The organism is Methylobacterium sp. PvR107, assembly GCF_017833295.1.
Taxonomy (GTDB): Bacteria; Pseudomonadota; Alphaproteobacteria; order Rhizobiales; family Beijerinckiaceae; genus Methylobacterium.
Genome location: NZ_JAFIBW010000001.1, coordinates 5,583,641 through 5,607,177 on the forward strand (window position 1 = coordinate 5,583,641; position 23,537 = coordinate 5,607,177).

The 23,537-nt window shown below is 70.9% G+C and carries 22 protein-coding genes; 16 read left to right on the plus strand and 6 right to left on the minus strand.

Annotated features, from left to right (window positions below; all coding sequences use genetic code 11):
• Nucleotides 1-5 precede the first annotated feature (5 nt).
• Nucleotides 6-269 (minus strand): hypothetical protein, encoded by a 264-nt coding sequence (locus JOE48_RS26440; RefSeq protein WP_210036065.1) that lies wholly within the window; start codon nt 267-269, stop codon nt 6-8.
• A gap of 145 nt (nt 270-414) precedes the next feature.
• Here JOE48_RS26440 and JOE48_RS26445 point away from each other — a divergent pair, with 145 nt between their 5' ends.
• From JOE48_RS26445 to JOE48_RS26480, 8 genes are all read left to right on the plus strand, one after another.
• Nucleotides 415-918, plus strand: coding sequence for a pyridoxamine 5'-phosphate oxidase family protein (locus JOE48_RS26445; protein ID WP_210034219.1), 504 nt, complete (start codon nt 415-417; stop codon nt 916-918).
• A gap of 367 nt (nt 919-1,285) precedes the next feature.
• A complete protein-coding gene (gene pncB, locus JOE48_RS26450) occupies nt 1,286-2,578 on the plus strand; it encodes a nicotinate phosphoribosyltransferase (protein ID WP_210034222.1) in 1,293 nt (430 codons plus the stop codon).
• A 124-nt stretch (nt 2,579-2,702) separates the two neighbouring features.
• Nucleotides 2,703-4,157, plus strand: coding sequence for an MmgE/PrpD family protein (locus JOE48_RS26455; RefSeq protein ID WP_210034223.1), 1,455 nt, complete (start codon nt 2,703-2,705; stop codon nt 4,155-4,157).
• Between the two features lie 110 nt (nt 4,158-4,267).
• Nucleotides 4,268-6,319 (plus strand): AI-2E family transporter, encoded by a 2,052-nt coding sequence (locus JOE48_RS26460; RefSeq protein ID WP_210034225.1) that lies wholly within the window; start codon nt 4,268-4,270, stop codon nt 6,317-6,319.
• Between the two features lie 97 nt (nt 6,320-6,416).
• Complete coding sequence (gene hisN, locus JOE48_RS26465) at nt 6,417-7,205, plus strand: histidinol-phosphatase (protein ID WP_210034233.1); 789 nt, start codon at nt 6,417-6,419, stop codon at nt 7,203-7,205.
• A 274-nt stretch (nt 7,206-7,479) separates the two neighbouring features.
• Nucleotides 7,480-8,625, plus strand: a complete 1,146-nt coding sequence (locus JOE48_RS26470; protein WP_210034234.1) for a hypothetical protein — start codon at nt 7,480-7,482, stop codon at nt 8,623-8,625.
• Between the two features lie 72 nt (nt 8,626-8,697).
• Nucleotides 8,698-10,143: a YcjX family protein gene (locus JOE48_RS26475; protein ID WP_409518613.1), complete on the plus strand. Its 1,446-nt coding sequence runs from the start codon at nt 8,698-8,700 to the stop codon at nt 10,141-10,143.
• A 31-nt stretch (nt 10,144-10,174) separates the two neighbouring features.
• The gene (locus tag JOE48_RS26480) at nt 10,175-11,203 is read left to right on the plus strand and encodes a YcjF family protein (RefSeq protein WP_210034235.1); all 1,029 of its coding nucleotides are present in this window, start codon (nt 10,175-10,177) and stop codon (nt 11,201-11,203) included.
• Nucleotides 11,204-11,211: 8 nt separating this feature from the next.
• Here the strand turns inward: JOE48_RS26480 and JOE48_RS26485 are convergent, their stop codons facing one another.
• The 3 genes from JOE48_RS26485 to JOE48_RS26495 form a co-directional block, all read right to left on the minus strand.
• Nucleotides 11,212-11,439, minus strand: coding sequence for a hypothetical protein (locus JOE48_RS26485; RefSeq protein WP_210034236.1), 228 nt, complete (start codon nt 11,437-11,439; stop codon nt 11,212-11,214).
• 240 nt (nt 11,440-11,679) lie between these two features.
• Nucleotides 11,680-12,231: an RBBP9/YdeN family alpha/beta hydrolase gene (locus tag JOE48_RS26490; protein ID WP_210034241.1), complete on the minus strand. Its 552-nt coding sequence runs from the start codon at nt 12,229-12,231 to the stop codon at nt 11,680-11,682.
• 46 nt (nt 12,232-12,277) lie between these two features.
• Nucleotides 12,278-13,351 carry a UV damage endonuclease UvsE gene (locus JOE48_RS26495; protein WP_210034243.1) on the minus strand — a complete coding sequence of 358 codons (1,074 nt, stop codon included), beginning with the start codon at nt 13,349-13,351 and terminating at the stop codon, nt 12,278-12,280.
• 117 nt (nt 13,352-13,468) lie between these two features.
• Between JOE48_RS26495 and JOE48_RS26500 the strand changes: the two genes are divergently transcribed.
• The 3 genes from JOE48_RS26500 (at nt 13,469) to JOE48_RS26510 (ending at nt 16,441) form a co-directional block, all read left to right on the plus strand.
• Nucleotides 13,469-14,659: a YihY/virulence factor BrkB family protein gene (locus JOE48_RS26500; RefSeq protein WP_210034245.1), complete on the plus strand. Its 1,191-nt coding sequence runs from the start codon at nt 13,469-13,471 to the stop codon at nt 14,657-14,659.
• A 62-nt stretch (nt 14,660-14,721) separates the two neighbouring features.
• Complete coding sequence (msrB, locus tag JOE48_RS26505; RefSeq protein WP_210034247.1) at nt 14,722-15,150, plus strand: peptide-methionine (R)-S-oxide reductase MsrB; 429 nt, start codon at nt 14,722-14,724, stop codon at nt 15,148-15,150.
• 301 nt (nt 15,151-15,451) lie between these two features.
• Nucleotides 15,452-16,441, plus strand: a complete 990-nt coding sequence (locus JOE48_RS26510; RefSeq protein ID WP_210034250.1) for a hypothetical protein — start codon at nt 15,452-15,454, stop codon at nt 16,439-16,441.
• 152 nt (nt 16,442-16,593) lie between these two features.
• Here JOE48_RS26510 and JOE48_RS26515 read toward each other — a convergent pair whose 3' ends face one another.
• A complete protein-coding gene (locus JOE48_RS26515; RefSeq protein WP_312893377.1) occupies nt 16,594-17,022 on the minus strand; it encodes a L,D-transpeptidase in 429 nt (142 codons plus the stop codon).
• Nucleotides 17,023-17,269: 247 nt separating this feature from the next.
• On the opposite strand from JOE48_RS26515, the gene JOE48_RS26520 reads away from it, so the two are divergent.
• The 3 genes from JOE48_RS26520 to JOE48_RS26530 all read left to right on the plus strand — a co-directional run bounded on the left by JOE48_RS26520 (nt 17,270) and on the right by JOE48_RS26530 (nt 20,557).
• Nucleotides 17,270-18,643, plus strand: coding sequence for a dicarboxylate/amino acid:cation symporter (locus JOE48_RS26520; protein WP_210034260.1), 1,374 nt, complete (start codon nt 17,270-17,272; stop codon nt 18,641-18,643).
• Nucleotides 18,643-19,566 carry an ROK family protein gene (locus tag JOE48_RS26525; protein WP_210034261.1) on the plus strand — a complete coding sequence of 308 codons (924 nt, stop codon included), beginning with the start codon at nt 18,643-18,645 and terminating at the stop codon, nt 19,564-19,566. The genes JOE48_RS26520 and JOE48_RS26525 overlap by 1 nt, the downstream gene beginning before the upstream one ends.
• Nucleotides 19,567-19,660: 94 nt before the next feature.
• Complete coding sequence (locus JOE48_RS26530) at nt 19,661-20,557, plus strand: bestrophin family protein (protein ID WP_210034263.1); 897 nt, start codon at nt 19,661-19,663, stop codon at nt 20,555-20,557.
• On the opposite strand, the gene JOE48_RS26535 is transcribed toward JOE48_RS26530, so the two are convergent.
• Nucleotides 20,554-21,147 (minus strand): histidine phosphatase family protein, encoded by a 594-nt coding sequence (locus JOE48_RS26535; RefSeq protein ID WP_210034265.1) that lies wholly within the window; start codon nt 21,145-21,147, stop codon nt 20,554-20,556. The genes JOE48_RS26530 and JOE48_RS26535 overlap by 4 nt on opposite strands.
• 116 nt (nt 21,148-21,263) lie before the next feature.
• Between JOE48_RS26535 and JOE48_RS26540 the strand changes: the two genes are divergently transcribed.
• Complete coding sequence (locus JOE48_RS26540) at nt 21,264-22,274, plus strand: ArsR/SmtB family transcription factor (protein WP_210034267.1); 1,011 nt, start codon at nt 21,264-21,266, stop codon at nt 22,272-22,274.
• Between the two features lie 56 nt (nt 22,275-22,330).
• Nucleotides 22,331-23,251 (plus strand): methylenetetrahydrofolate reductase [NAD(P)H], encoded by a 921-nt coding sequence (gene metF, locus JOE48_RS26545; RefSeq protein WP_210034268.1) that lies wholly within the window; start codon nt 22,331-22,333, stop codon nt 23,249-23,251.
• Nucleotides 23,252-23,537: the final 286 nt, after the last annotated feature.

The window sequence follows — 23,537 nt, forward strand, 5'->3', positions numbered from 1 at the left end:
TCGCGTCAGTGGGGGCGGGCGATGAGGTTGCATGCCTCCATGGGGCCGCGCACCACGGTCCCGTCGCCGCGCCGGTAGACCCCATGGCGCAGGCGGCGGCAGCCGAGCGGGCCGCGCAGGCGCTTCGCCCGCGCGATGTGGACGCTGCCGAAGCGCCGGTTCGAGAAGTCGTGGCCGCCGATGCGCACGCTTGGGCCGAACTGCACCTCGGCGGCCGCCGGCAGCAGGCCGACGCCGAACGCGACCAGCGCCGCCGCTGCGCGGCTCATCACCCGAGCACGATTCATCCGAACCTCCGTCCTCGCGCGGGCAAGCTGAACCAACGGGAGATTGATCCGTTGTCGGGGCAGCCTTCGGCCGGGCCCTCTCCGGAGACCCCGCCGGGACCGAAACAACGCGTAGGAGACCATTTTCATGCATCAGGGCAACCACCGCGACCACGAGGGCGCGAAGAAGCTGTTCGAGCTGATCAAGGACGTGAAGATCGCCATGATGACCACCGTCGATTCCGACGGTACGCTCAACAGCCGCCCGATGTGGAACAACGACGCCGACGAGAACGGCGACCTGTGGTTCTTCACCAAGCTGCACTCGCCCAAGACCGCCGAGATCAGCAAGGACAATCAGATCAACCTCGCCTTTTCCGACCCGTCGAGCCAGAACTACGTTTCGGTGGCCGGCAAGGCCGAGATCGTCCGCGACCAGGCGATCATCGATGCGAAATGGAATGAGAGCCTGAAGACCTGGTTCCCCAACGGCAAGAATGACCCCGAGGTCGCGCTGATCCGGGTGCACCCGGAGAAGGGCGAATACTGGGACAGCCCCAACAGCACGATGCTGCACCTCTACGGCTACGTGAAGGCCTCGCTGACCGGCGAGAGCCCGAAGACCGAAACCAAGAAGGTCGATCTCGCCTGAGCGTCCGAGGCTGACGCAAAGCGATCCCGGAAAAGGTTTTTCGGTCTCTCGGGGCGGGTCACTGAGCACAGGCTCGTGGCCCGATGCCCGTCCATGTCAGCCTCGTCATTCCGGGACTGCGGAGCCGGGCCCGGAATCCAGAACCGCCGGCGGTGCCTGCCCTGACACATCTCAGCGGCTCTGGATTCCGGGCTCGCCTGCGGCGCCCCGGAATGACGGCCGGGAGGCGGCGCGGCCAGCCAGGGCGGGAAAAGCCGGGGCCCCGCGAAGCCGAGTTCCACGTTTCGGCAGGTCTGCCTTCTCCTTGACGGGGCCGCGCTCGGCATGCGCTCTGCGTGCGAGAATCGTGCGGTCGAGTCCCGAGAGCATGCTGGATCTGGCGAAGCGCGTCTACGACCACAGCTTCCGCATCGACCCGATCGTGCGGTCGCTGCTCGATACCGATTTCTACAAGCTTCTGATGGCGCAGACGATCCTGCGCCGGCATCCCGACATCCAGACCACCTTCGGCATCACCAACCGCACGCGGCGCATCCGGATCGCCGACGAGGTCGAGGCCGGGCTGCTGCGGGAGCAGCTCGACCACGCCCGGGCTCTGCGCCTCAGCAAGGGCGAGGTCACGTGGCTGCGCGGCAACGTGTTCCGCGGCCAGGGGCGCATTCTCGGCCCCGAATTCGTCACGTGGTTCGAGAACTTCCGGCTGCCCGAATACGAACTTGCCGTCCATGACGGGCAGTACGAGCTGACCTTCCACGGACCGTGGATCGAGACCACCATGTGGGAGGTCCCGGCGCTCGCGATCCTCAATGAGTTGCGGGCGCGTGCCGTGCTGCGGGGTCTGGGCAAGCTCGACCTGCAGGTGCTCTACGCCCGCGCCATGACCCGGGTCTGGGAGAAGATCCAGCGACTGCAGAAGCTGCCGGACCTGTCGGTGGCCGATTTCGGCACGCGCCGGCGCCACGGTTTCCTGTGGCAGGATTGGTGCGTGCAGGCCATGGCGGAGGGCTTGGGCGGCGCATTCCTCGGCACCTCGAACTGCCTGATCGCGGCCCGGCAGGAAGTCGAGCCGGTCGGCACCAACGCCCACGAGCTGCCGATGGTCTACGCGGCGCTCGCCGAGGACGACGCGGCGCTCGCCGCCGCCCCCTACGCGGTGCTGGCCGACTGGCAGGAGGATTACGGCGGCAACCTGCTGGTGATCCTGCCCGACACCTACGGCACCACCGGGTTCCTGGCGAACGCCCCCGACTGGGTGAGCGACTGGACCGGGATCCGCATCGACTCGAAGGACCCGATCGAGGGCGGCGAGGAGGTGATCCGCTTCTGGCAGGAACGCGGGCACGACCCGCGGGACAAGCTCGCGATCTTCTCGGACGGACTCGACATCGACGAGATCGAGCGCATCCACGCCCGGTTTCACGGGCGCATGCGCATCGGCTACGGCTGGGGCACGCTGCTGACCAACGATTTCCGCGGCCTGCTGCCCGACGGCAAGCTCGATCCGGTCTCCATCGTCTGCAAGGTCACCGAGGCGGAGGGGCGGCCGACCGTGAAGCTCTCCGACAACCCTACAAAGGCGCAGGGACCGGCCGACGAGGTGATGCGCTACCGCCGGGTTTTCTCGGTGGGCGCGCAGGAGGCGCTGCCCGTGGTGGTGTGACGCGCCGCACGAAGGCATCCGGCGCGACTGGCAGGGTATGGGTTTCAGTCATACGCGAGTGAAAGCGACCCGCTCACGGAGCGCGGCGTGAGGTGGTATGGCGTCGACCATCAGGGAGAACGCCATGTCGATGAACCGCCGCTCGCTCATCGGGGCCGCCGGGCTTGCCCTCACAACGCCGGCTCTGCGCGGCGCCGAGGCTGCCGACACGCCGAAATCCACCGCCAAGGCCCCCGCACCGCCGGTCACGAAGATCCTCGCCCAGTGGATCCTCAGCTCGTCCTACGACACCCTGCCGGATCCCGTCCGCCGCGAGGGTGTGCGCAGCTTCCTCAACTGGGTGGGCGTGGCAATCGGCGGCTCGCACCACGAGACCGTCGACGTCGCGGTCTCGGCGCTGCAGCCGTTCTCCGGGCCGCCCCAGGCCGGGCTGTTCGGCCGGACCGAGCGGTTCGACATCATGAACGCCGCCTTCCTCAACGGCGTGGCGAGCCACATCTTCGACTTCGACGACACCCATCTGAAGACGATCATCCACCCGGCCGGCCCGGTCGCCTCGGCGATCCTGGCCTATGCCGAGATAAAGCCGGTTTCGGGCAAGGACTTCCTCGACGCGCTGGTGGTTGGGATCGAGACCGAGTGCCGGATCGGCAATGCGGTCTATCCGAACCATTACGACGCAGGCTGGCACATCACCGGCACCTGCGGGCCGTTCGGCGCCGCGGCGGCGGCCGGCAAGCTGATGGGGCTGACCGAGCAGCAGATGGTCTACGCGCTCGGGCTCGCCGCCTCGCAGCCGGTCGGCCTGCGCGAATCCTTCGGCTCGATGAACAAGAGCTTCAACCCGGGCCGAGCTGCGTCCAACGGGCTGTTCGCCGCGATCCTGGCATCCAAGGGCTACACCTCGTCCGACGGGATGATCGAGGCCAAGCGCGGCTGGGCCAACACGATCTCCACCAAGCAGGACTGGTCCGAGATCACCGACGGCCTCGGCACCCGGTACGAATCCGCGCTCAACACCTACAAGCCGTTCGCCTGCGGCATCGTCATGCATCCGACGATCGACGCCGCGATCCAGATCCGCGACGCGGACCACGTCGCGCCGGAAGACATCAAGCGCGTCGACCTCAAGGTCCATCCGCTGGTGCTGGAGCTGACCGGCAAGACCGCGCCGAAGACCGGCCTTGAGGGCAAGTTCAGCATCTACCACGCCGCGGCGGTCGCGTTCGTCGAGGGCGCGGGCGGCGAGAAGCAGTTCAGCGACCGGGCGGTGAACGACCCGCGCGTGGTGGCGCTCCGCCAGAAGGTGGTGCCGGTGATCACCCCCGGCATCGACGCCGCGCAGGTCGACATGATGGTCACCCTGAACGACGGACGGACCGTCCATCGGCGGATCGAGCACGCCATCGGCAGCGTCGAGAAGCCGATGTCCGATCAACAGCTGGAGGCCAAGTTCGCCGACCTCGCGGCGGGCGTGCTGCCGGAGGCGCAGGCCAAGCGCGTGATGCAACTGTGCTGGTCGCTCCCTGAACTCAAGGATGCGGGTGACGTGACCCGGGCCGGGGTCCAGGGCGCCTAGCCGCCCGCGGCGGCGGGATCGTTTTCGGGCTCCGTGCCGTTCCCCGTCCGCAAGGCGCCCTGAGACCCCGGCGGGCGCCGGCGCGTGGCGTTCGGGGCGCGGATCACGGTATGGGCACGAGAACCCCGGTCGGGGTCGAGGTGGCGGCGCGACCCGGAACCCCGCCGCGACCGACCCGCGTCGCTGCGGCCGAGACGCCGCGGGCGGCGATGGCCTCGCCGGTCGTGGTCGGGGCCACCATCATCGCGGCCCTGTATTTCGGCCGCGAGATCTTCATCCCCATCGCGATCGCGCTGCTCCTGTCCTTCGTGCTGACGCCGCTGGTGAACCGCCTGCGGCGCCTGCGCCTGCCGCGGCTGGTGGCCGTGGGCCTGAGCGTGTTCCTGACCCTGGGCATCGTGGCGGCCCTGGCGACCCTGATCGGCATCCAGGCCGCCGACCTCGCCGGCGACGTCCCGCGCTATCGGTCCACCATCGAGCGCAAGGTCGAGGGGCTGCGCGACTCACCCGTCGGCCATCTCACCGCCTATGTGGCCAATATCGGCCGGGCCCTGCATGTCGGCGGCAAGGAGGCGGGCCGCGAGCCGTCGCCGCCGACCACCGCGCCGCCCGCCGAGCCGGCACCCGCGGCTGGCCAGGGGCCGGCGGTCCCGAAGCCCGTCCTGGTCGAGATCGCCGCCTCGCAGCCGGGGTCGCTGGAGATGCTCTCGACCGTGCTGTCGCCGGTCATGCATCCGCTCGCCACGGTGGGCATCATCTTCGTGGTGCTGCTCTTTGTGCTGATGCAGCGCGAGGACCTGCGCGACCGCATGATCCGGCTCGCGGGATCGAGCGACCTGCATCGCACCACCGTGGCGATCGACGATGCCGCGCGGCGGCTCAGCCGCTACTTCGTGGTGCAGCTCGCCTTCAACGCCGCCTTCGGCGTCGTGATCGGCATCGGGCTCTACGTCATCGGCGTGCCAAACCCGGTGCTCTGGGCGATCTTCTCGGCCCTGATGCGCTTCGTGCCCTATCTCGGGGCCGTCCTGTCGGCGCTCCTGCCGATGGCGCTCGCCGCCGCGGTCGATCCCGGCTGGAACATGATGATCGCGGTTGCGATCCTGTTCGTCGTCCTGGAACCGCTGACCGGCCAGGTGTTCGAGCCGATCGTCTACGGGCAATCCACCGGGCTCTCGCCCTTCGCCGTGCTGGTCTCGGCGCTGTTCTGGACCTGGCTGTGGGGGCCCGTCGGCCTGCTCCTGTCGACGCCGCTCACCGTCTGTCTCGTGGTGCTCGGACGCTACGTGGAGCACCTGGAATTCCTCGATGTGCTGTTCGGCGACCGGCCGGCCCTCACGCCCGTGCAGAATTTCTACCAGCGCATCCTGGCGGGCGACGCCGAGGAGGTGCTGGGCCATGCCGAGCTCATCCTGCAGCAATGCTCGCTGTCGTCCTACTACGACGAGGTGGTCCTGAAGGCCCTCGAACTCGCTGCCCGCGACGCGGCCCGGGGCGTTCTGACGGCGCGCCAGAAGGCGGCGATGCGTACGGCCCTCGGCGAGTTGATCGCGGACCTGTCCGAACGCAGCGACGCGGTCGCCGATGCCGCCGGCGAGACCACCGAGAGCGCCTGCAGCCCGATGCCGATGGGTCCGGCGCCCGACGCCCTGTCCCAGGCCTGGACGCGGCAGGGCGCGGTCCTGTGCGTCGCCGGGCGCGGCTTCCTGGACGAGGCCGCCGCCGCCATCCTCGCCCAGATCCTGGAAAAGCGCGGTCTCGGCGTCCGCACGGTCCCGTTCGCCGAGGCCGCCTCGGCGCGGATCGCGCGCTTCGAACCGGGCCCGGCCCAGATGGCCTGCGTGGTCTCCCTGGCGCTGGACGGCGAGCCGACCCATCTGCGCCGCTTGATTCGCCGCCTGAAGGGCCGGATGCCGGGGGTGCCGATCCTGCTCGGCCTCTGGCTCACGCAGGACGAGGGGCCGGATCGGGTGACGGAGCAGACGACCGGTGCCGACGGCCGCGCGGTCTCGTTGCGCGAAGCCGTCGAGGCCGTGCTCGCTGCCGCAGAGCGGAAAGCCGAGCCGCAGGCGGACGATCACGCCGGGATGCCCCCGCCATCGGATCGCGGCCCGGACGCCGGCGAGGGTACCGCCCGCGAGCCGGCGCGGGCGGACGCATGAGCCCGGGGGGGGTTGACGGCCGGGGGTGCACCCCGGTTTCGTCACGCATCGGCCGGACGATCGATCCGACTGCGGACGCAATCAGGGACATGATCCGATGAGCGTGGTCGAACTCGGACGGTTCATGGACGACCTCGCGGACGCGTCCGGGAAGGCGATCCTGCCGTTCTTCCGCGCCCAGTTCGGCCTGGATGACAAGGCCCGGGGCGGCGCCCCCTTCGACCCCGTGACCGAGGCCGACCGGGCCGCCGAGGTCGTGCTCCGGGCGATGATCGGCCAGACCTTTCCGGGCCACGGCATCCTCGGCGAGGAATTCGGCTCGGAACGCACCGATGCCGAGTGCGTCTGGGTTCTCGATCCGATCGACGGCACCCGGGCCTTCATCGCGGGTCTGCCCACCTGGGGCACGCTGATCGGGCTGACCCGCAACGGCGCGCCGGTGCGCGGGCTGATGCATCAGCCCTACCTGGCGGAGCGCTTCACCGGGGACGGGCGCAACGCCCGCCTGCGCGCGCCCTCGGGCGAGCGGACCCTGCGCACGCGCCGCTGCGGGGATCTCGCCCAGGCGATCCTGGCCACCACGGATCCGCGGCTGTTCGCGGCGGGCGAGGAGGCCGACCGCTTCCGGTCCCTCGAAGGCCGGGTGCGGATGTCCCGCTACGGTGCCGATTGCTACGCCTATTGCATGCTGGCGGCGGGACAGATCGACCTCGTCGTCGAGGCGGGCTTGAAGCCCTACGACATCGTCGCGCTGATCCCGATCGTGGAAGGTGCCGGCGGCCGGGTCACGGCCTGGGACGGGGGCTCGGCAGCGGCCGGCGGCCGTGTCGTGGCGGCGGGCGACCCACGGCTGCACGAGGCGGCGCTCAAGGTGTTGAACCCGTGAGGGTGGCACAGTCGAACGTCCCGGTGGGAGGCCCGCGCTCCGATCCGGAGGAGACGCGCTCTCCGTCCACCCTCTGCGGGGGAGGGCGGCTCGGCCGTCAGGCCGGGTGGGGAGAGGGGAGCGCGGCTTGCGAAAGTCGGGCGGCCTCCACGCGGCACAGAGCGTTGTTCTGCACCGTCGCCCCCCTCTCCCGACCCGCTTCGCGGGCCACTCTCCCCCGCAGAGGGGGGTGGGAGACCTTTGTGGCTCCGATCCATCACGGGAACGTTCTCGCGTGCTGCTGAATGCGCTGGCTCTGCTCGCAGGTCTGGTTCCTCAGGCAGAAGCAGGAGCGGAGGCCCTGTTGCACGCCAAGCTGCCCGTCGTGGCCGCCCCCGCAGAGTCGGCGCCGCCGCGCTTCGACCCTGCGACACGCTCCGTCTCCAACTGGCACGCGCAGACCGGCGCGCAGCTGCAGCCGCGGGCGCTCGCGGTCACCGCCTCTCTGGCGGAGGACCCGCCCTACGTCGCGCGCTGCGTGCGCCTCAACAACGGCTGGTGCATCAAGTCCGCCCGCTGGCCCGGCGAGATCGGCGCCGACGCCGAGGGCCACACCGCCTTCGCCACCCTCGATGACGGGGCCGACGCGGCGGCGAGCCTGCTGCGGCGCTACTATCGCGACTACGGCCGGCACACGGCCCTGGCCATCGTGCGCCGCTGGGCGCCAGCCGAGTGCCGATCCATTGCCGCGCCCGCGCGCTCGGGACGTCCGGTGGCGGCCTCCGCGGTCTCGGCCACGCTCGCGCCCCGGGGGCTCGGGCGCACGCTGCGGGCACGCTTCCTCGCCACGCACCGGCCCGGCGGAGCCCCCCGCGGCCGGGCGGGCCTGCGGGTCCAGCCCTGGTCGCCGCTCGCCCGGATGGCCGGCCATGCGGGCCGGCGCCGGGCCCCCGTGCCGCACGTGGCCACGCTCCAGCCGATCCCCGACATCGCCACCGGCCTCACGGCGCCGGCCGACCCGTCAGGGCAGGCGACGCGCCGACCGGCCCGGGGCGTCGCCGACCCGGCCGCGCTCCTCGACCGGAGGACGGATCGCCGGGTGCCGAGCCCCGAGCGGATGGTGGCCGAGTCGGCGCTTCTCCCGGCGATCGCCACCGGGCTGCCGATCCTCGACCTGCGCCTGCCGGCCCCGCTCTGCACCGGCGACGAGGTGCGGATCCAGGCCTACGCCGCGCGGATCAGCGGCAGCGCCGGGCTGAAGCCCGGCGACGACCTCGATCTGTTCGGGCCAGACGGCGCGCCCCGCGCCAATCTCGCACCCGTGATGCTGGCGATGTCGGCGGTGGAACTCGGCACGCTCCGGGCCGGGCCTGATCTGGTCGCCGGGGCGATCGCCCGCCTGAGACCGCTCACGCCGGCCGCCAATAGCGCCGCTCCGTAGCGTCAAGCCTTGCGGTTCGGCCGCCGCCGCGCCACCTCTGCCCGGCCTGTTCCCCTCACGACGAGCCTGCCCGTGCCCCTGACCGACCTTGCCGCGCGCGCCGGCTCGGCCGTCAAAGCCTTCGCCGAAGCCTCGCACGACCTGCTGGTCCAGCCGACCCTGCGGCTCGGCGTGACCGGGCTCGCGCGCTCGGGCAAGACCGTCTTCACCACGGCGCTGATCCACCACCTCGTGGAGACGCACGCGCTGCCGGCTTTCGCCCCGGCGCAGGAGGGCCGACTGCGCCGCGCCCGCCTGGTGCCGCAGCCCGACGACGACGTGCCGCGCTTCCCCTTCGAGGAGCATTTCAGCACGCTGACCGAGGCAAGGCGCTGGCCGCGCTCGACCGACCGGATCAGCCAGTTCCGCCTGGAACTCGCCTACGAGCGCGCCGCCGGCTGGCGCACCGGCCCCGCGACCCTGATGCTCGACGTGGTCGATTATCCCGGCGAGTGGCTGCTCGACCTCGCGCTGATCGAGACGAACTACACGGCCTGGTCGCGGGCCACGATCAACGGCACGCGCCGGCCGGGCCGCGCCGCCGTGGCGGCTCCCTGGCTCGCCGCGCTGAAGAGCTTCGACGCGAACGCGCCGCTCGACGAGGTCGCGGCCGAGCGGGCGAGCGACGCGTTCAAGGCCTACCTCGCGGGCCTGCGCGCCGGTCCGGAATCGGTCGCCACGACGCCACCGGGCCGGTTCCTGATGCCCGGCGACCTCGCGGGCTCGCCCGCGCTCACCTTCGCGCCGCTGGACGGGCTCACCGGAACCATCGCGCCCGACAGCCTCGCCGGCCTGATGGAGCGGCGCTTCGAGGCCTACAAGGCCAAGGTCGTGACGCCGTTCTTCCGCGACCATTTCCAGCGGGTCGACCGGCAGATCGTGCTGGTCGACGTCCTCTCCGCGGTCGATGCCGGCCCGACCGCCCTGGCGGAGCTGGAGGAGGCGCTGGACGCGGTGCTGCTCAGCCTCAACATCGGCCGCAACACCGTCCTGTCCCGGCTGTTCGCCCCCCGGGCCGACCGGGTTCTGTTCGCCGCCACCAAGGCCGACCATCTCCACCAGACGAGCCACGACCGGCTCGACGCGCTGCTGCGCCTCCTCGTCTCCCGCGCCATGCGGCGGACCGAGGCCGCGGGCGCCCGGGTCGGCACCGTGGCCCTCGCCTCGGTGCGTGCCACGCGCGAGACCACGGTCCATGACGGCGGCGAGACGCTGCGCGCCGTGGCCGGGACCCCGGAGGCCGGCGAAGTGGTCGGCGACGAGGTCTTCGACGGCAACGGCGAGGCCGCGATCTTCCCGGGCGAGCTGCCCGCGCGGGCGGAGGCGGTGCTGGAGGGGGCGGTCGAGCCGGGCTCGCTGCGCTTCCCGCGCTTCCGGCCGCCCCTGGTCCGGCCCGACGGGCTCGGCCGGCCCGGCCACCTGCCGCAGATCAGGCTCGACCGTGCGATGCAGTTCCTGATCGGCGACAGGCTGGCGTGACGATGTTGGTGAGCCTGCGGAGCATCCAGCCATGACCTCCGGCCAGAAACCCCGCGCCTTCCGGATCACGCCCGAGCGGGACGTCGAGCCGGACGTCGCCACGACGCCGCTCGCCGCCCGGCCGCCGCAGGCCCGGATCGTCGAGGAGCCCTTCGAAATCGTCGACGCCGCCGACGGCGTCGCCGTGCCGGTCGCTCCGCGCCGGCGCTCGCCCTGGGGGGCGCTGTTCCTGTCGGCGGTCGGCGCTCTGGTCTCCCTGGGAATCGGCCTGTCGGTCGAGCGGATGATCGCCGACCTGTTCCAGGCGGCCCCCTGGCTCGGCTGGGTGGCGCTCGCCCTGCTCGGCCTCGCCGCCCTGGCGCTCCTGGCGATCGTGGTCCGGGAACTCGCCGGTCTGCGCCGCGAGCGCAAGATCGAGCGCCTCCGTCAGTCGGCCCTCGACGCCCTCGGCACCCGTGACCACACGGGCGCGCAGGCGGTGGTGCAGGCGCTCTCAGCCTTCTACGCCGACCGCGAATCCCTGTCGGCGGGCCGCGCCCGGATCGACGCCGCCGCCGACGCGATCCTCGACGTGGACGACCGGATCGGCCTGGCCGAGCGCGAGCTGCTCGCGGGCCTGGACCGTCAGGCGCGCAACGCCATCGCGACGGCGGCCAAGCAGGTCTCGGCGGTGACGGCTTTGAGCCCGCGGGCGATCGTGGACGTCGCCTTCGTGGTCTTCGCCGCCGTCCGGCTGCTGCGCCGGATCGCGGCGATCTACGGCGGACGGCCGGGCTTCCTCGGCTTCCTGCGGCTCGCGCGCGCCGCGGTCGCGCATCTCACCGTCACCGGCGGGATGGCGGTGGGCGAGAGCGTGATGCAGCAGGTGCTGGGGCTGGGGATCGCCGCCCGCGTTTCGGCCAAGCTGGGCGAGGGGGTACTCAATGGGCTGATGACCGCCCGGTTCGGGCTCGCGGCCCTCAATGTCTGCCGCCCGCTGCCCTTCGTGCGGGAGGCGCCGCCGCGGCTCGCCGACGTGGCCGGCGAGTTGCTGCGCTCGGCCGAGGCCGAGCCGAAATAGGTGCGGCGCTACTTGCCGCCCGCGGCGGCGCGGCGGTTGGCGATGCGGGAGAACATGTTGCCGGTGTAATCGGCGCTCTTGGGCTTCTCGGGCTCGCCGAGCTTGGCCTCGAAGGCCTCGATCCGCTTCAAGAGCGTCACGTCGTTGAACAGCGAGCTGTTGAAGTTGGACTGGGCCCGCGGCCCGAGGGCAGCCTGCACCGTCTCGAGTCGTTCCAGAAGCTCTTTACGCGTCACGGTGATCTCCAGGGGCGCCTTCGGGGCGAAGGACCGCCCGTGCCACCACTGGACGGGGCGAGGGTAAACGGCGCGTTAACAGACCTGGCTGCCCGTCACGCGCGATGGCTGCCGCCGTCTTTGCAAACGCAGCCAAGCCATCCAGGCGAAGCCACGATCCTTCCGGCCGCGCTGCCGCGGGTCGATCCGCTGCGCGCGCGGTGATGTCAGGCGCGACAACGGCGTCCAGGGCGTGCAGGCTCACAGCCCCTTCAGAAAACCGGCCAGACGCATCAGCCCCTCGGGCCAGGGACCGTGCCCGCTCGCCACATTGATGTGGCCGGACTCGCCGGCATCGACCGTGAGCGCCCCCCAGGCATGGGCGAAATCGTCGGCGCGCGCGTAGCGGCAATGCGGGTCGGTGCGGCTGGCGACGAGGAGCGACGGGAAGGGCAGGGGGTCGCGCGGGATCGGCGCGAAGGCGCGCACCGAATCCGGCAGGCCCGGCGCCTCCTCGACGTCCGGGAGAGCCACGAACAGGGCGCCGCGCACGACGCCCGGGGTGAAGCGCGGCACCGCCTCGACGCTGGCGACCACGCCGAGGCTGTGGGCGATCAGGATCACCGGCCGGGTCGCGGCGGCGACCGCCGCGGCGATCGTTCCGCACCACGCCTCCGGCGTCGGCGCGTGCCATTCGTCCTGCTCGACCACGCGGGCCGTGGCGAGCCGGCCGGCCCAACGGGCCTGCCAGTGATCCTCCTCGGACCCTCCGAGCCCCGGAACGATGAGGATGTCGCAATCGGCGGTCTTCATGCCCGGATGCCTAAAGCCGTCTCGCGGACGCGTCGAGACCATCGCGTCATTCGGCGGCGATCGGCCCCGCGCGCTCCAACTCGGCGATGTCGCGGGCGATCTGCATCGACGCGCGGTTCTTCGCCTTGGCCTCGATCTCGAAATCCGCCCAGACGAGGTGGCGGGCGACGAGGCCGTTGATCGCCCGGTTCCACATCATGTCGGAATGCGCCGCGAGGTCCCGGACCGCGTGGCCGGCCTCGCGCAGGGCCGGGAAGTCGGGCAGGGCGTCCGGATCGCACGCGGCCGCGACCGCCTCGCGCGACACGCTGATATGGGCCACGGGCCGTACGCCGCGCCAGGACGCCTGCACCTGCGCGATCCGGGGATCGTCCGGCTCGAGATATTCGCCGCCGCTCTGGACCCAATGGTGGTGCAGGTCGAGCACCACCGGCACGAGGTCGGCGAGCCGCAGCACCGCGTCGAGGCCGAAGACGTTCTCGTCGTTCTCCACCGTGACGAGGTCGCGCGCCACCCGGCTCGCCCGCGGCAGGGTCGCGCGGAAACCATCGACCCCGGGGTCGCCGGCGCCGACATGGATGTTGATGTGAGCGCCGTGCGGATGCCAGCCGCCGCCATAGCCCATGCGCTCGAAGATCTCGGCGTGATAGTCGAGTTCCGACAGGCCGTTCTCGATCGCCGCCGGGTTGCGGCTCGCAAGGAGGCAGAACGGGCCCGGGTGGAAGCTCAGGCGGACCTCGAGGCGGCGCGCCAGCGCCCCCGCCTCGGCGAGGCCGCGCTCGACGAGCGCCGCCATCTCGGGCTCCGCGTAGATCGCCTGGGCGATCGGGTGGGTGTAGCCGGGCAGGACATTGCTCGCCATGCGCAGCAGGCGCTCCAGCGGCGGCCGGGCTCCGACCCAGGCGATCTGGCGCTTGAGGGCGTCGAGATTGTGCGCCACCAGCCCGGAGAGCTTCGTCCGCCGCGCGGCGGGTTCCAGCTTGGCGAGATGGGCCATCGTGACGCTGGTGAGATTCATGTGAAGGGTCGCCTCCCGCTCCGCCTTGAGGGTGGCGTGGGTGCCGGGGGGCTCGTCGAGGACGAACTTGCAACAGAAGCCGAGACGGGGGTGATCGCGCATAAATGGCACAACGCGCGGAAGCCCGACCCGTCCCCGCGCCGCTGCGGAACGGGCGCTTCGCGGGGACGTTTGGAGTCCCGAGCGCGGCAGTTCCGCGTGTACGGCACTTCCCAGCCCATGCCCCCGTCGCCCTCGCGCCCGAGCGGACAGCCAGATACCGGCTCCATCCTGTGGATCCTGATGCTCGGTTCGGCGCTGGTCGCCCTCGCGGCGGCACCGGCGCGGCGCGGGGTACCGGCCCGCGATCGGGACGCCGAACCGCCGGTCGACCCCGAGCCGCCGCAGGAGACGGGCGCAGCGAACAAGGGCATTGCCGCCGGGGCGCGCTCGATCTCGGGCCGCGCCGCGCAACTCACGGCGGCCACCCAGCCGGAGCGCGGCCGCGCCGCCAACAGCCCCGCCGAAATGACGCGATCCGGCTGGAAGGACATCGCGGTCCGGGTCTACCTCGAGTTCAACAAGGACCGGGTGCTGGCGGTCGCCGCCGGCGTCACCTTCTACACGCTGCTGTCGCTGTTCCCGGCGATCGCCGCGCTCGTGACCTGCTACGGCCTGTTCGCCGACGTGACCGTGATCAACGACCACCTCGCGCAGCTGCACGCCGTGCTTCCGACCGGGGCCGTCGAGCTGATCGGCGATCAGGTCAAGCGCATCGCGTCCCGGGGCACCGGCTCGCTGAGCGTGACCTTCTTCACCAGCCTGGTGCTGTCGCTCTGGAGCGCGAACGCCGCCATGAAGGCGATGTTCGACGCGCTGAACGTGGTCTACGAGGAGGAGGAGAAGCGCAATTTCTTCTGGCTGAACCTCCGCTCCCTGACCTTCACGGTGGGTGCGCTCCTGTTCATCATCATCGCGCTCAACGCGATCGTGGTGGTGCCGGTGGTGCTGAACTATCTCGGCCTCGGCTCGACCGCCTGGCTGCTGGCGGCCCTGCGCTGGCCGGCCATCCTGATCGTGCTGCTCGGCGCCCTCTCGGTGCTCTACCGGTTCGGCCCGAGCCGGGAGCACGCCCGGTGGCGCTGGGTCGGGGTCGGCAGCGTGATCGCGGGCCTGCTCTGGCTCATCGCCTCGCTGCTCTTCTCATGGTACGTGGCCAATTTCGGCACCTACAACGAGACCTACGGCTCGCTCGGCGCCGTGATCGGCTTCATGACCTGGATCTGGATCTCGTCGACGATCGTCCTGCTCGGAGGCGAGATCAACGCGGAGCTGGAGCATCAGACCGCCCGCGACACGACCACGGGCGCCCCCCTGCCGATGGGGCACCGTCAGGCCCGGATGGCCGATACGGTCGGCGCGGCGGCCTGAGGGCGGGGCTGCCGAAGAGCGCCGACGCCGCGTCGTGTGCGGCTCCAGAACGGGAGCTCGTCTTGTCGGATACGCCGACCACCGCGCGAGCGACCCGCAGCGACGCCGCGTGGCGCGCGGCGCTCACGCCGGAGAAGTACCGGGTCCTGCGCGCGCACGGCACGGAGCGGGCCGGCACGAGCGGACTGCGCGCCGAGAAGCGTCCGGGCACCTTCACCTGCGCGGGCTGCGGGCAGCCGCTGTTCGAACAGGAGACCAAGTTCGAATCCGGGACGGGCTGGCCGAGCTTCTTCGCGCCGATCGCGGGCGCCGTCGCGACGTCGGTCGATCACAGCTACTGGATGGTCCGCACCGAAGTGCACTGCGCCCGCTGCCGGGGCCATCTCTGCCACGTCTTCGAGGACGGCCACGCCCCCACGGGTCTGCGCTACTGCATGAACGGCATTGCGATGCCGTTCGAACCGGCAGGCATGACGCGATCTGGGATTTAACCTGGGTTCGGAAAATCGTGCCGCGAGCCGGGATATCGGGGACAGAAGGCGCCAAGGCCGTATCTTCACCCCGGTCCGGTCTTGATTTCGTCGCGTTTTTGCTTGCGCTCTATAGTCTCATGTTGTCGCTGTCCGGTGATTGGCGGTGGAAGCGGTCAGGTGCGGGTGAATACGGCGTTGCGATTCAGCTTTTACGCCGTCATCCCCGGTTCCACTTGATCCAGTCCGCCCGATCCGGCGGACTAAGAGGCTGTCCGCCGGATCGGCGCACCGCCGACCAACCGGGAGGGGTTTTGAGTTCATGAGCACCGTTCGCCGATTCTTGGTCGCCCCATCCCTGGTCCGCCTGATCCGCAAGGAGCGGGGCGGCGCGCGCATCACCGAGGGGCATTTCCCGCCGCAGGGCGGTCGCGCCTCCTACGTGCGCGTCGACGGGCAGAACTGCCAGCTGGTGCTCGTGAACAAGGGCGCCGACGGCATCCCGGTCGAGGAGCGAACCGATGTGCCGCGTGCCCACGGCGACGCGCTGCTCGATGTCTGCCCCGGAAAGGCCGCCTATGACCGGACGACCCTGAGCGTCGGCGGGCGCGAGGTGGCGATCGACCGCTACGTCACGCCGGGAAGCCTGGACCTGATCAGCGTCGTCTTCGAGCATGACGGCGATGCGGCCGGCTTCCAGGCGCCGAGCTGGTTCGGGCGCGAGGTCAGCGGCGAGCCGGCCTTCGAGCGGCAGGCTCTGGCCATCCAGGGCGTGCCGGCCGCCGAGGAGGTCTCCCTGAGCAACGCCGCGCTCGACGCCGTGCTCGACCTGATCGAGCCGCGGTTCGGGTTCGGCCGCTACGGCAGCAGCAGCGCCCGGCCATCCGAGTCCGAGGACGGCGCGCTCAACGCGATGCGCCGCATCGTGACGCCCCCGGCGCCTGCCGCACCGGTGACGCCGCCGCCCGCGCCGGAGCCGGTCCACCACGCGGAGCCTGCAACGCCCGCCGCGGCAGCCCACGCTGAGCCCGCACCCGAGCACCACGCCGAGCCGGAGCCGGCTCCGGAGCCCGTCCACCACGCCGAGGCTGCGGCGCCCGAGGCTCCTGCGGCTCAGGCCGGCTCGCCCGAGGCCCTTCACGGCGACGCCCGGATCGACGACGTGATCGAGAGCCTGTCCCAGGCGCTCGGCGCGGCCATCCACCAGCAGCCGGAATCGGCCTCCGAATCCAAGGATGGGAAGAGCGAGGATCCGGCGTCGATGTTCGAGCGCTGGACCGTGCGCCCCCGCCGGACGCAGCAGCAGAACTGAACCGGCAGCCGGCTCGCGCCGGCGCCGATCCACGACCACATCGGGCCGCCGCGCAGATCGCGATGCGGCCCGTTTGCCGATTGTACTGCACGTGCGGTCCCGGTACGGCGGCTCGCCCGGAGGAATACCGGGCTGCAGCGACCGGGGTGGGTTCAGTTGCGGATGACCACCGCCGCGCCGCCGCGGCGGCGGGCCAGGCTGAACAGGGCGGCCGCATGTCCCGGCGCCAGGCGGATGCAGCCATGGCTCGCCCGGCGCCCGAGAGACCCCGTCGCGTAGGTGCCGTGAATGGCGTAGCCGCCCCGGAAGAACATGGCGTGCGGCATCGGCGAACCGTAATACTTGTGCGAGCGCCACATCGGAGCCATCAGCCCGACCCGGAAACGGCCGTTCGGCGTGACATAGCCGCGTCGCGCGGTGGATACCGGCCAGTCATAGGCCGGAGAGCCGTCGACGAAGACGCGCATGCGCTGGCGCGACTGGTCGATCTGCGCGACGATTCCCGCGGTCGCCGGTGCGACCAGCCCGCAAGCCAGGATCCCGCCGAGGACCGCAGCCCCGGCCCAATTGACTACAGCCACGTGTCGATCCCCCGGAATAATTCTGAATGCCGTTGATCGGACGGCGAAATCCGGCGGCGGCTCAAAACAGCCGCGTTTATCGGGATGAGCCCAATTGTCAGACTAGAGAAGTCTTCCCGGCGGGAATCGACAGGTTTTTGTCACGTCTGGTTCCCCGCAGATTACCGAGCTGCCGTTGAGGCGCGGATCGATAATCGCTAGCGTGCCGGCACATCGGGAGGGTGCGCGGCAGTCGCACGGGATCAACATGGTACAAGCAACCCACGCGACGAGTGCGGCCGCGGCGCCCCGGGAGCCCTGGTACAAGGTGCTCTACATCCAGGTCCTGATCGCCATCGCGCTCGGTGTCCTTCTCGGCTGGTACGACCCCGCCACCGGCAAGGCGATGAAGTGGCTCGGCGACGCCTTCATCGGCCTGATCAAGATGATGATCGCGCCGATCATCTTCTGCACCATCGTGCACGGCATCGCGTCGATCGGCGACCTGAAGAAGGTCGGCCGCGTCGGGTTGAAGGCCCTGATCTACTTCGAGGTGGTCTCCACCATCGCGCTGCTGATCGGCGTGCTGGTCGGCGAGGTGATCCGGCCGGGCGCCGGCTTCAACGCCGACCCGTCGAAGCTCGACGCCAGCAAGGTCGCGAGCTACGCCAGCAAGGCCGCGGCCGATTCAACCGTCGCCCACATCCTGGCGATCATCCCCAAGAGCTTCTTCGATCCCTTTGCCACCGGCGACCTGCTGCAGGTGCTGTTGATCTCGATCCTCACCGGCGTCGTGGTCACAAGCCTGGGCGAGCGCGCGGCTTCGGTGAACCATGCGATCGACACGGCCGGCCAGATCTTCTTCAAGATCATCGGCATCGTGGTGAAGCTCGCGCCGCTCGGCGCCTTCGGCGCCATGGCCTTCACGATCGGTGAGTACGGCATCCAGAAGGTCTACGACCTCGCGTGGCTGGTCGGCACCTTCTACGTCACCGCGATCCTGTTCGTGCTTGTGGTGCTCGGCACGATCGCCCGGGTCGCCGGCTTCTCGATCCTGCGCTTCCTTGCCTACATCAAGGACGAGCTGCTGATCGTGGTCGGCACCTCGTCGTCCGAGACGGTGCTGCCGCAGCTGATGACCAAGATGCGCCGGCTCGGCGCCTCGGATTCCGTGGTCGGCCTCGTCGTGCCCACGGGCTACTCGTTCAACCTCGACGGCACCAACATCTACATGACGCTCGCGACCCTGTTCCTCGCTCAGGCGGTGGGCGTGGACCTGAGCTTCACGCAATACGCGACCATCATTCTGGTCGCGATGCTGACCTCCAAGGGCGCCTCGGGCGTCACCGGCGCGGGCTTCATCACCCTGGCGGCGACCCTCTCGGCGATCCCCAACAGCCCGGTCCCGGTTGCCGCCATGACCCTCGTTCTCGGCATCGACAAGTTCATGTCCGAGTGCCGCGCGCTGACCAACCTCGTCGGCAACGGCGTCGCCTGCGTGGTCGTCAGCCGCTGGGAGGGCGAGCTCGACATGGCCAAGCTCAACGAGGTGATGGCCCACCCGGTCTCCATCGGCACTCAGATCTCCGACGAGTCGCCGCAGCCGATGTCGACCGACGGCAAGGTCGCCGCCGCGGAGTGATGGGCCAGCCCGCAGGCGCGCGCCTCGGCATCGACCTCGGCGGCACCAAGATCGCCGGGATCGTGCTGGACCGGGACGGCAGCACCTTGGCCGAAGCGCGGGTCGCTGCCCCGCGCGGCGAGTATGGAGCCACCGTCGAGGCGGTGACGGCCCTCGTGCTGAAGCTCGAGGGGATGGCCGGGACGCCCTGCACGGTCGGCATCGGCATGCCGGGCAGCCTCTCGCCCGCGACCGGCCTCGTGCGCAACGCCAATTCCTACTGGCTCAATGGACAGCCCTTCGGCGACGACCTGACGCGGCGGCTGAATCGGCCGCTGCGGATCGAGAACGACGCCAATTGCCTGGCGGTTTCGGAGGCGATCGACGGCGCCGGTGCCGGCGCACGGGTCGTCTGGGCGGTGATCCTGGGCACCGGGGTCGGATCGGGCATCGCCATCGACGGCCGGGTGCTCACGGGCCGCAACGGCATCGCGGGCGAATGGGGCCACGGCCCGCTGCCCTATCCGCGCGACGACGAGCGCCCGGGCCCCGACTGCTATTGCGGCCGCCGGGGCTGCATCGAGACGTGGCTGGCCGGTCCCGGCCTCGCGGCCGATCACGGCCGGCGGCACGGCGCGACCCAAACCGCTGAGGCGGTCGTCGCAGCGGCCCGGGCGGGCAGTCCGGAGGCGCGGGACACGCTCGCAATCCATCTCGACCGGCTCGGGCGCGCGGCCGCGCAGGTGATCAACCTCCTCGACCCGGATGTCGTCGTGATCGGCGGCGGCCTGTCCCGCATTCCCGAGCTGATTAACGGCCTGCCCGGCGCGATCGCCCCCCACGTCTTCTCCGACGCCTTCGACACGCCGGTGCGGGAGAGCCTCCACGGCGATGCCTCGGGCGTCCGCGGGGCAGCGTGGCTGTGGGAGGCGCCGCCCGGCTGAGCGCGCGCCCGGCCGGCGGCCTGCTCACGGAGACGTCTCTTGCCGGCGTGCAGGGGGCAGGGCAGGACGGCGACGCTCCAGCCTCGATAGCCCGATGATCGTCCGCACCCGGCCCAACCTGCTCACCCTGCTGTTCACCCTGCGCGGGTCGATCCTGCCGCGGGTGGCGCCGAAGCTCGCCGGGATCGTGGCGGTCTCCTGTGCGGTGGTCTGGGCCGAGGCGCGCTGGCCCGCGATCTTCCCGATGACGGCCGGAGTCACGCCCTTCACCCTGGTGGGCCTTGCGCTCTCGATCTTCCTGAGCTTCCGCAACAACGCCTGCTACGAGCGCTGGTGGGAGGCCCGGAAGCTTTGGGGCAGCCTGATCGGCGAGGTGCGCAACCTCGCCCGCGCCCTGCCGGCGCTGCTGCCGGATGCGGACGCGGCCCCCCAGCTCCGGCGGCTCTCCGCCTTCGCGCACGGCTTGCGGGCGCGCCTGCGCGATCTCGATGAAGCCGCGGCCGTCGACGGGAAAATGCCGGGCTCGGACAGCACCGGCCCCAACCCCACGGACTCGGTCCTGGCCGCGATGACGCGCGACCTTGCGGCTGCGATGCGGGCGGGTCGGCTCACCGACATCCAGTTCGGCATCCTGGAATCGCGGATCGAGGCGCTGTCGGCGGTGCACACCGCCTGCGAGCGCATCGCCAACACGCCGCTGCCCTTCGCCTACACGCTGCTGGTCTACCGCACCGCCTGGCTCTACTGCCTGCTCCTGCCGGTGGGGCTTACCGGCTCCATGGGCTGGGGGACACCGGTCGTGGTCGCGCTGGTCGGCTACACCTTCTTCGGCCTCGACGCGCTCGGCGACGAGCTGGAGGAGCCGTTCGGAACCGAGCCGAACGACCTGCCTCTCGACGCGATGGTCCGCACCGTCGACCGCATCGTGCATCACGCGCTCGGCGAGCCGATGCCGGAGGCGCTGACCCCGGACGGGTACTGGCTGCGCTAGGGCAGGGCCTCGCCGTTCCAGGCCCGCAGGACCGGCTCGGTACGGTCGTGCTCGTAGCCGAGCACGGAGATGCTGGCGGTGCCGAGAACGAGGAGCGCTCCGGCCTCCGGCGGCAGGCCGATCCAGCGCGCGGCGAGCACCCGCAGACAATGCGCGCTCGAGAACACGAGGAGCTCGGCATCGAGATCCCGGGCCCGCGCGATGACCCGGTCCGCCCGGATCCCGACATCGGCGGCCGTCTCGCCGCCCGGGCAACCATCGCGGAACAGGCGCCAGCCCGGGCGCTCGGCCAGGATCGCCGTCGTCGTCCGTCCTTCGTAGATCCCGTAATCCCATTCGGCGAGATCCGGGTCGATCGCGCGGGGATCGCCGTAACCCGCGAGCGCGCAGGTGGCGGCCGCGCGACTCGACGGGCTCGACCAGACCGCCGCGTAGGATCGCGCCTCGAGGCGCGGGGCGAGGGCCCGCGCGGCGGCCTCGCCGGCGAGCGTGAGCGGGATGTCGCTGCGTCCTGTATGCCGGCCCAAGCGACTCCACGCGGTCTCGCCGTGACGAACCAACGTGATCTGCGGAAATGAGCGTCCGGACATGCGCACCTCCCAGGACCTGCATTCAACGCGGCCACCGCGTTCCGGCCCCACGGATTCAGCAGAGGGGCTCAAGATCGCGCTTGCGCGGCGTTCGAAACGCACATAAACATATCTTTATGTCTTTCGAACGCAGGCAAGAGGCGGGTTCGATCCCATTTCCGGAGGTGCTCGGCGTTCTCCGGGCGGCGGCCGAGGAGACGCGCCTGCGCATCCTGGCGCTGCTCGCCGAAGGGGAGCTTTCGGTCTCGGATCTCACCGACATCCTCGGCCAGTCGCAGCCGCGGATTTCGCGCCACCTCAAGCTTCTGGTGGAAGCCGGGCTCGTCGAGCGCCACCGTGAAGGCGCCTGGGCGTTCTTCCGGTTGTCCGGTGCCCGCGCCGGGCTGGCCGATCCGCTCCTGTCGGGACTCGACCGCACGGCGCCGCCTCTGTCGGAGGATCACGCCCGGCTCGACGCCGTCCGGGCGCAGCGTGCCGAGACCGCGCAGACCTTCTTCGCGCGGCTGGCACCCAAATGGGACGAGTTGCGCTCCCTGCACGTGCCCGAGGCGACCGTCGAGGCGGCGGTCCTCGACGCGCTGGGCGACCGCCCGATCGGCAGCCTGATCGATCTGGGCACCGGCACCGGCCGGATGCTCGGCCTGCTCGCGCCGCTCGCAGGCCGCGCCACCGGGCTTGATTCGAGCCATGCGATGCTGTCGGTCGCCCGGGCCAATCTGGAACGACAGGGCCTGACGCGGGTCGACCTCCGACAGGGCGACATTCACGCGCCGCCCTTCGCCCGGGCGAGCTTCGACCTCGTGGTGGTGCATCAGGTGCTGCATTATTTGGATGACCCGGCCCGGGCGCTGCGCGGCGCCGCGCGGCTCGTGGCGCCGGGAGGCCGCCTCCTGGTGGTGGATTTTGCGCCGCACGAGCTGGAGTTCCTGCGCACGACCCAGGCCCATCGCCGGCTCGGCTTCTCCGCCGATCAGGTTTCCGGCTGGCTCACGGAGACCGGCCTCGACACGGTCGCGACCCGCGATCTGGCACCGCGCGAAGCGGGCCAGCTCACCGTGACCCTCTGGCTGGCTCAGGACGGGCTGGCCGACATCGACACAGAACAGCCTCAGCGCGCCGTCGCCTGAGACACTGACTTCCGCAGACTTCGTCTGAACCGACCGACATAGAGGACGAGACTCCGATGCGCCGCTCCACTCAACGCGCCAGCCGCGACGGCTACCACCCGATCCGCGTCTCGATCGAGTTCTTCCCGCCGAAGACCGACGAGATGGAGAAGATCCTGTGGGCCTCGATCGAGCGCCTCGCGCCGCTGCAGCCGAGCTTCGTCTCGGTGACCTACGGGGCCGGCGGCTCGACCCGCGAGCGCACCCACAACACGGTGGCCCGGATGGTCCGCGAGACCAGCCTCAAGCCGGCCGCCCACCTCACCTGCGTGGACGCGAGCCGCGAGGAGATCGACGCGGTGGTCCAATCCTACTGGGATGCGGGCGTGCGCCACATCGTGGCGCTGCGCGGCGACCCGGCCGAGGGCGTGGGCCACGCCTACCGGCCGCATCCCGAGGGCTACGCTTCGACCGCCGAGCTGGTCGAGGGGATCAAGCGGATCGGCGACTTCAAGGTCTCGGTCTCAGCCTACCCGGAGAAGCACCCCGAGGCGGCCTCGCTCGACGCCGACATCGACGCCCTGAAGGCGAAGGTCGATGCCGGGGCCGACCAGGCGATCACCCAGTTCTTCTTCGAGAACGAGATCTACCTGCGCTACCTGGACAAGGTCCGGGCCGCCGGGATCACGATCCCGATCATCCCGGGCATCCTGCCGGTGCAGAACTTCAAGCAGGCGGCGAACTTCGCCCGCCGCACCGGCGCCTCGGTGCCGTACTGGCTGGCCGCCCGGTTCGAGGGGCTGGAGAACGACGTCGAGACCCGCCGGCTCGTGGCCGGCGCCGTGGCGGCCGAGCAGGTGCTCGACCTCGTGGACGAGGGCGTCAACGACTTCCACTTCTACTCGATGAATCGCTCGGATCTGGTCTACGCGATCTGCCACCTGCTCGGCCTGCGCGCGCAGGCGCCGAAGCTGGCAGCCGCGAAGGCCGCGGCTTGATTCTCGAGACCGCGCCAGAGGCCCCCGATCCGTCCTCGCGAGCGCAGCGAAGCGACCCAGGGCAGCGCACATTCCGTGAGCGTGGCGCGGCTGGACTGCTTCGCTCCGCTCGCAGAGACGGGGACGCTTCCGCGCCCACGGCACGGAAGCGTCTGGTAGTACGAAGGTTTTCACCCTCCTGAGGTGCCGCGCGAGCGGCCTCGAAGGTGGGCTCCAGGGAAGACCGAGATATCTGGAGGCCTCCTGCGAGGCCTCCGCTTCGCTCCGGCACCTCAGGATGAGGTGA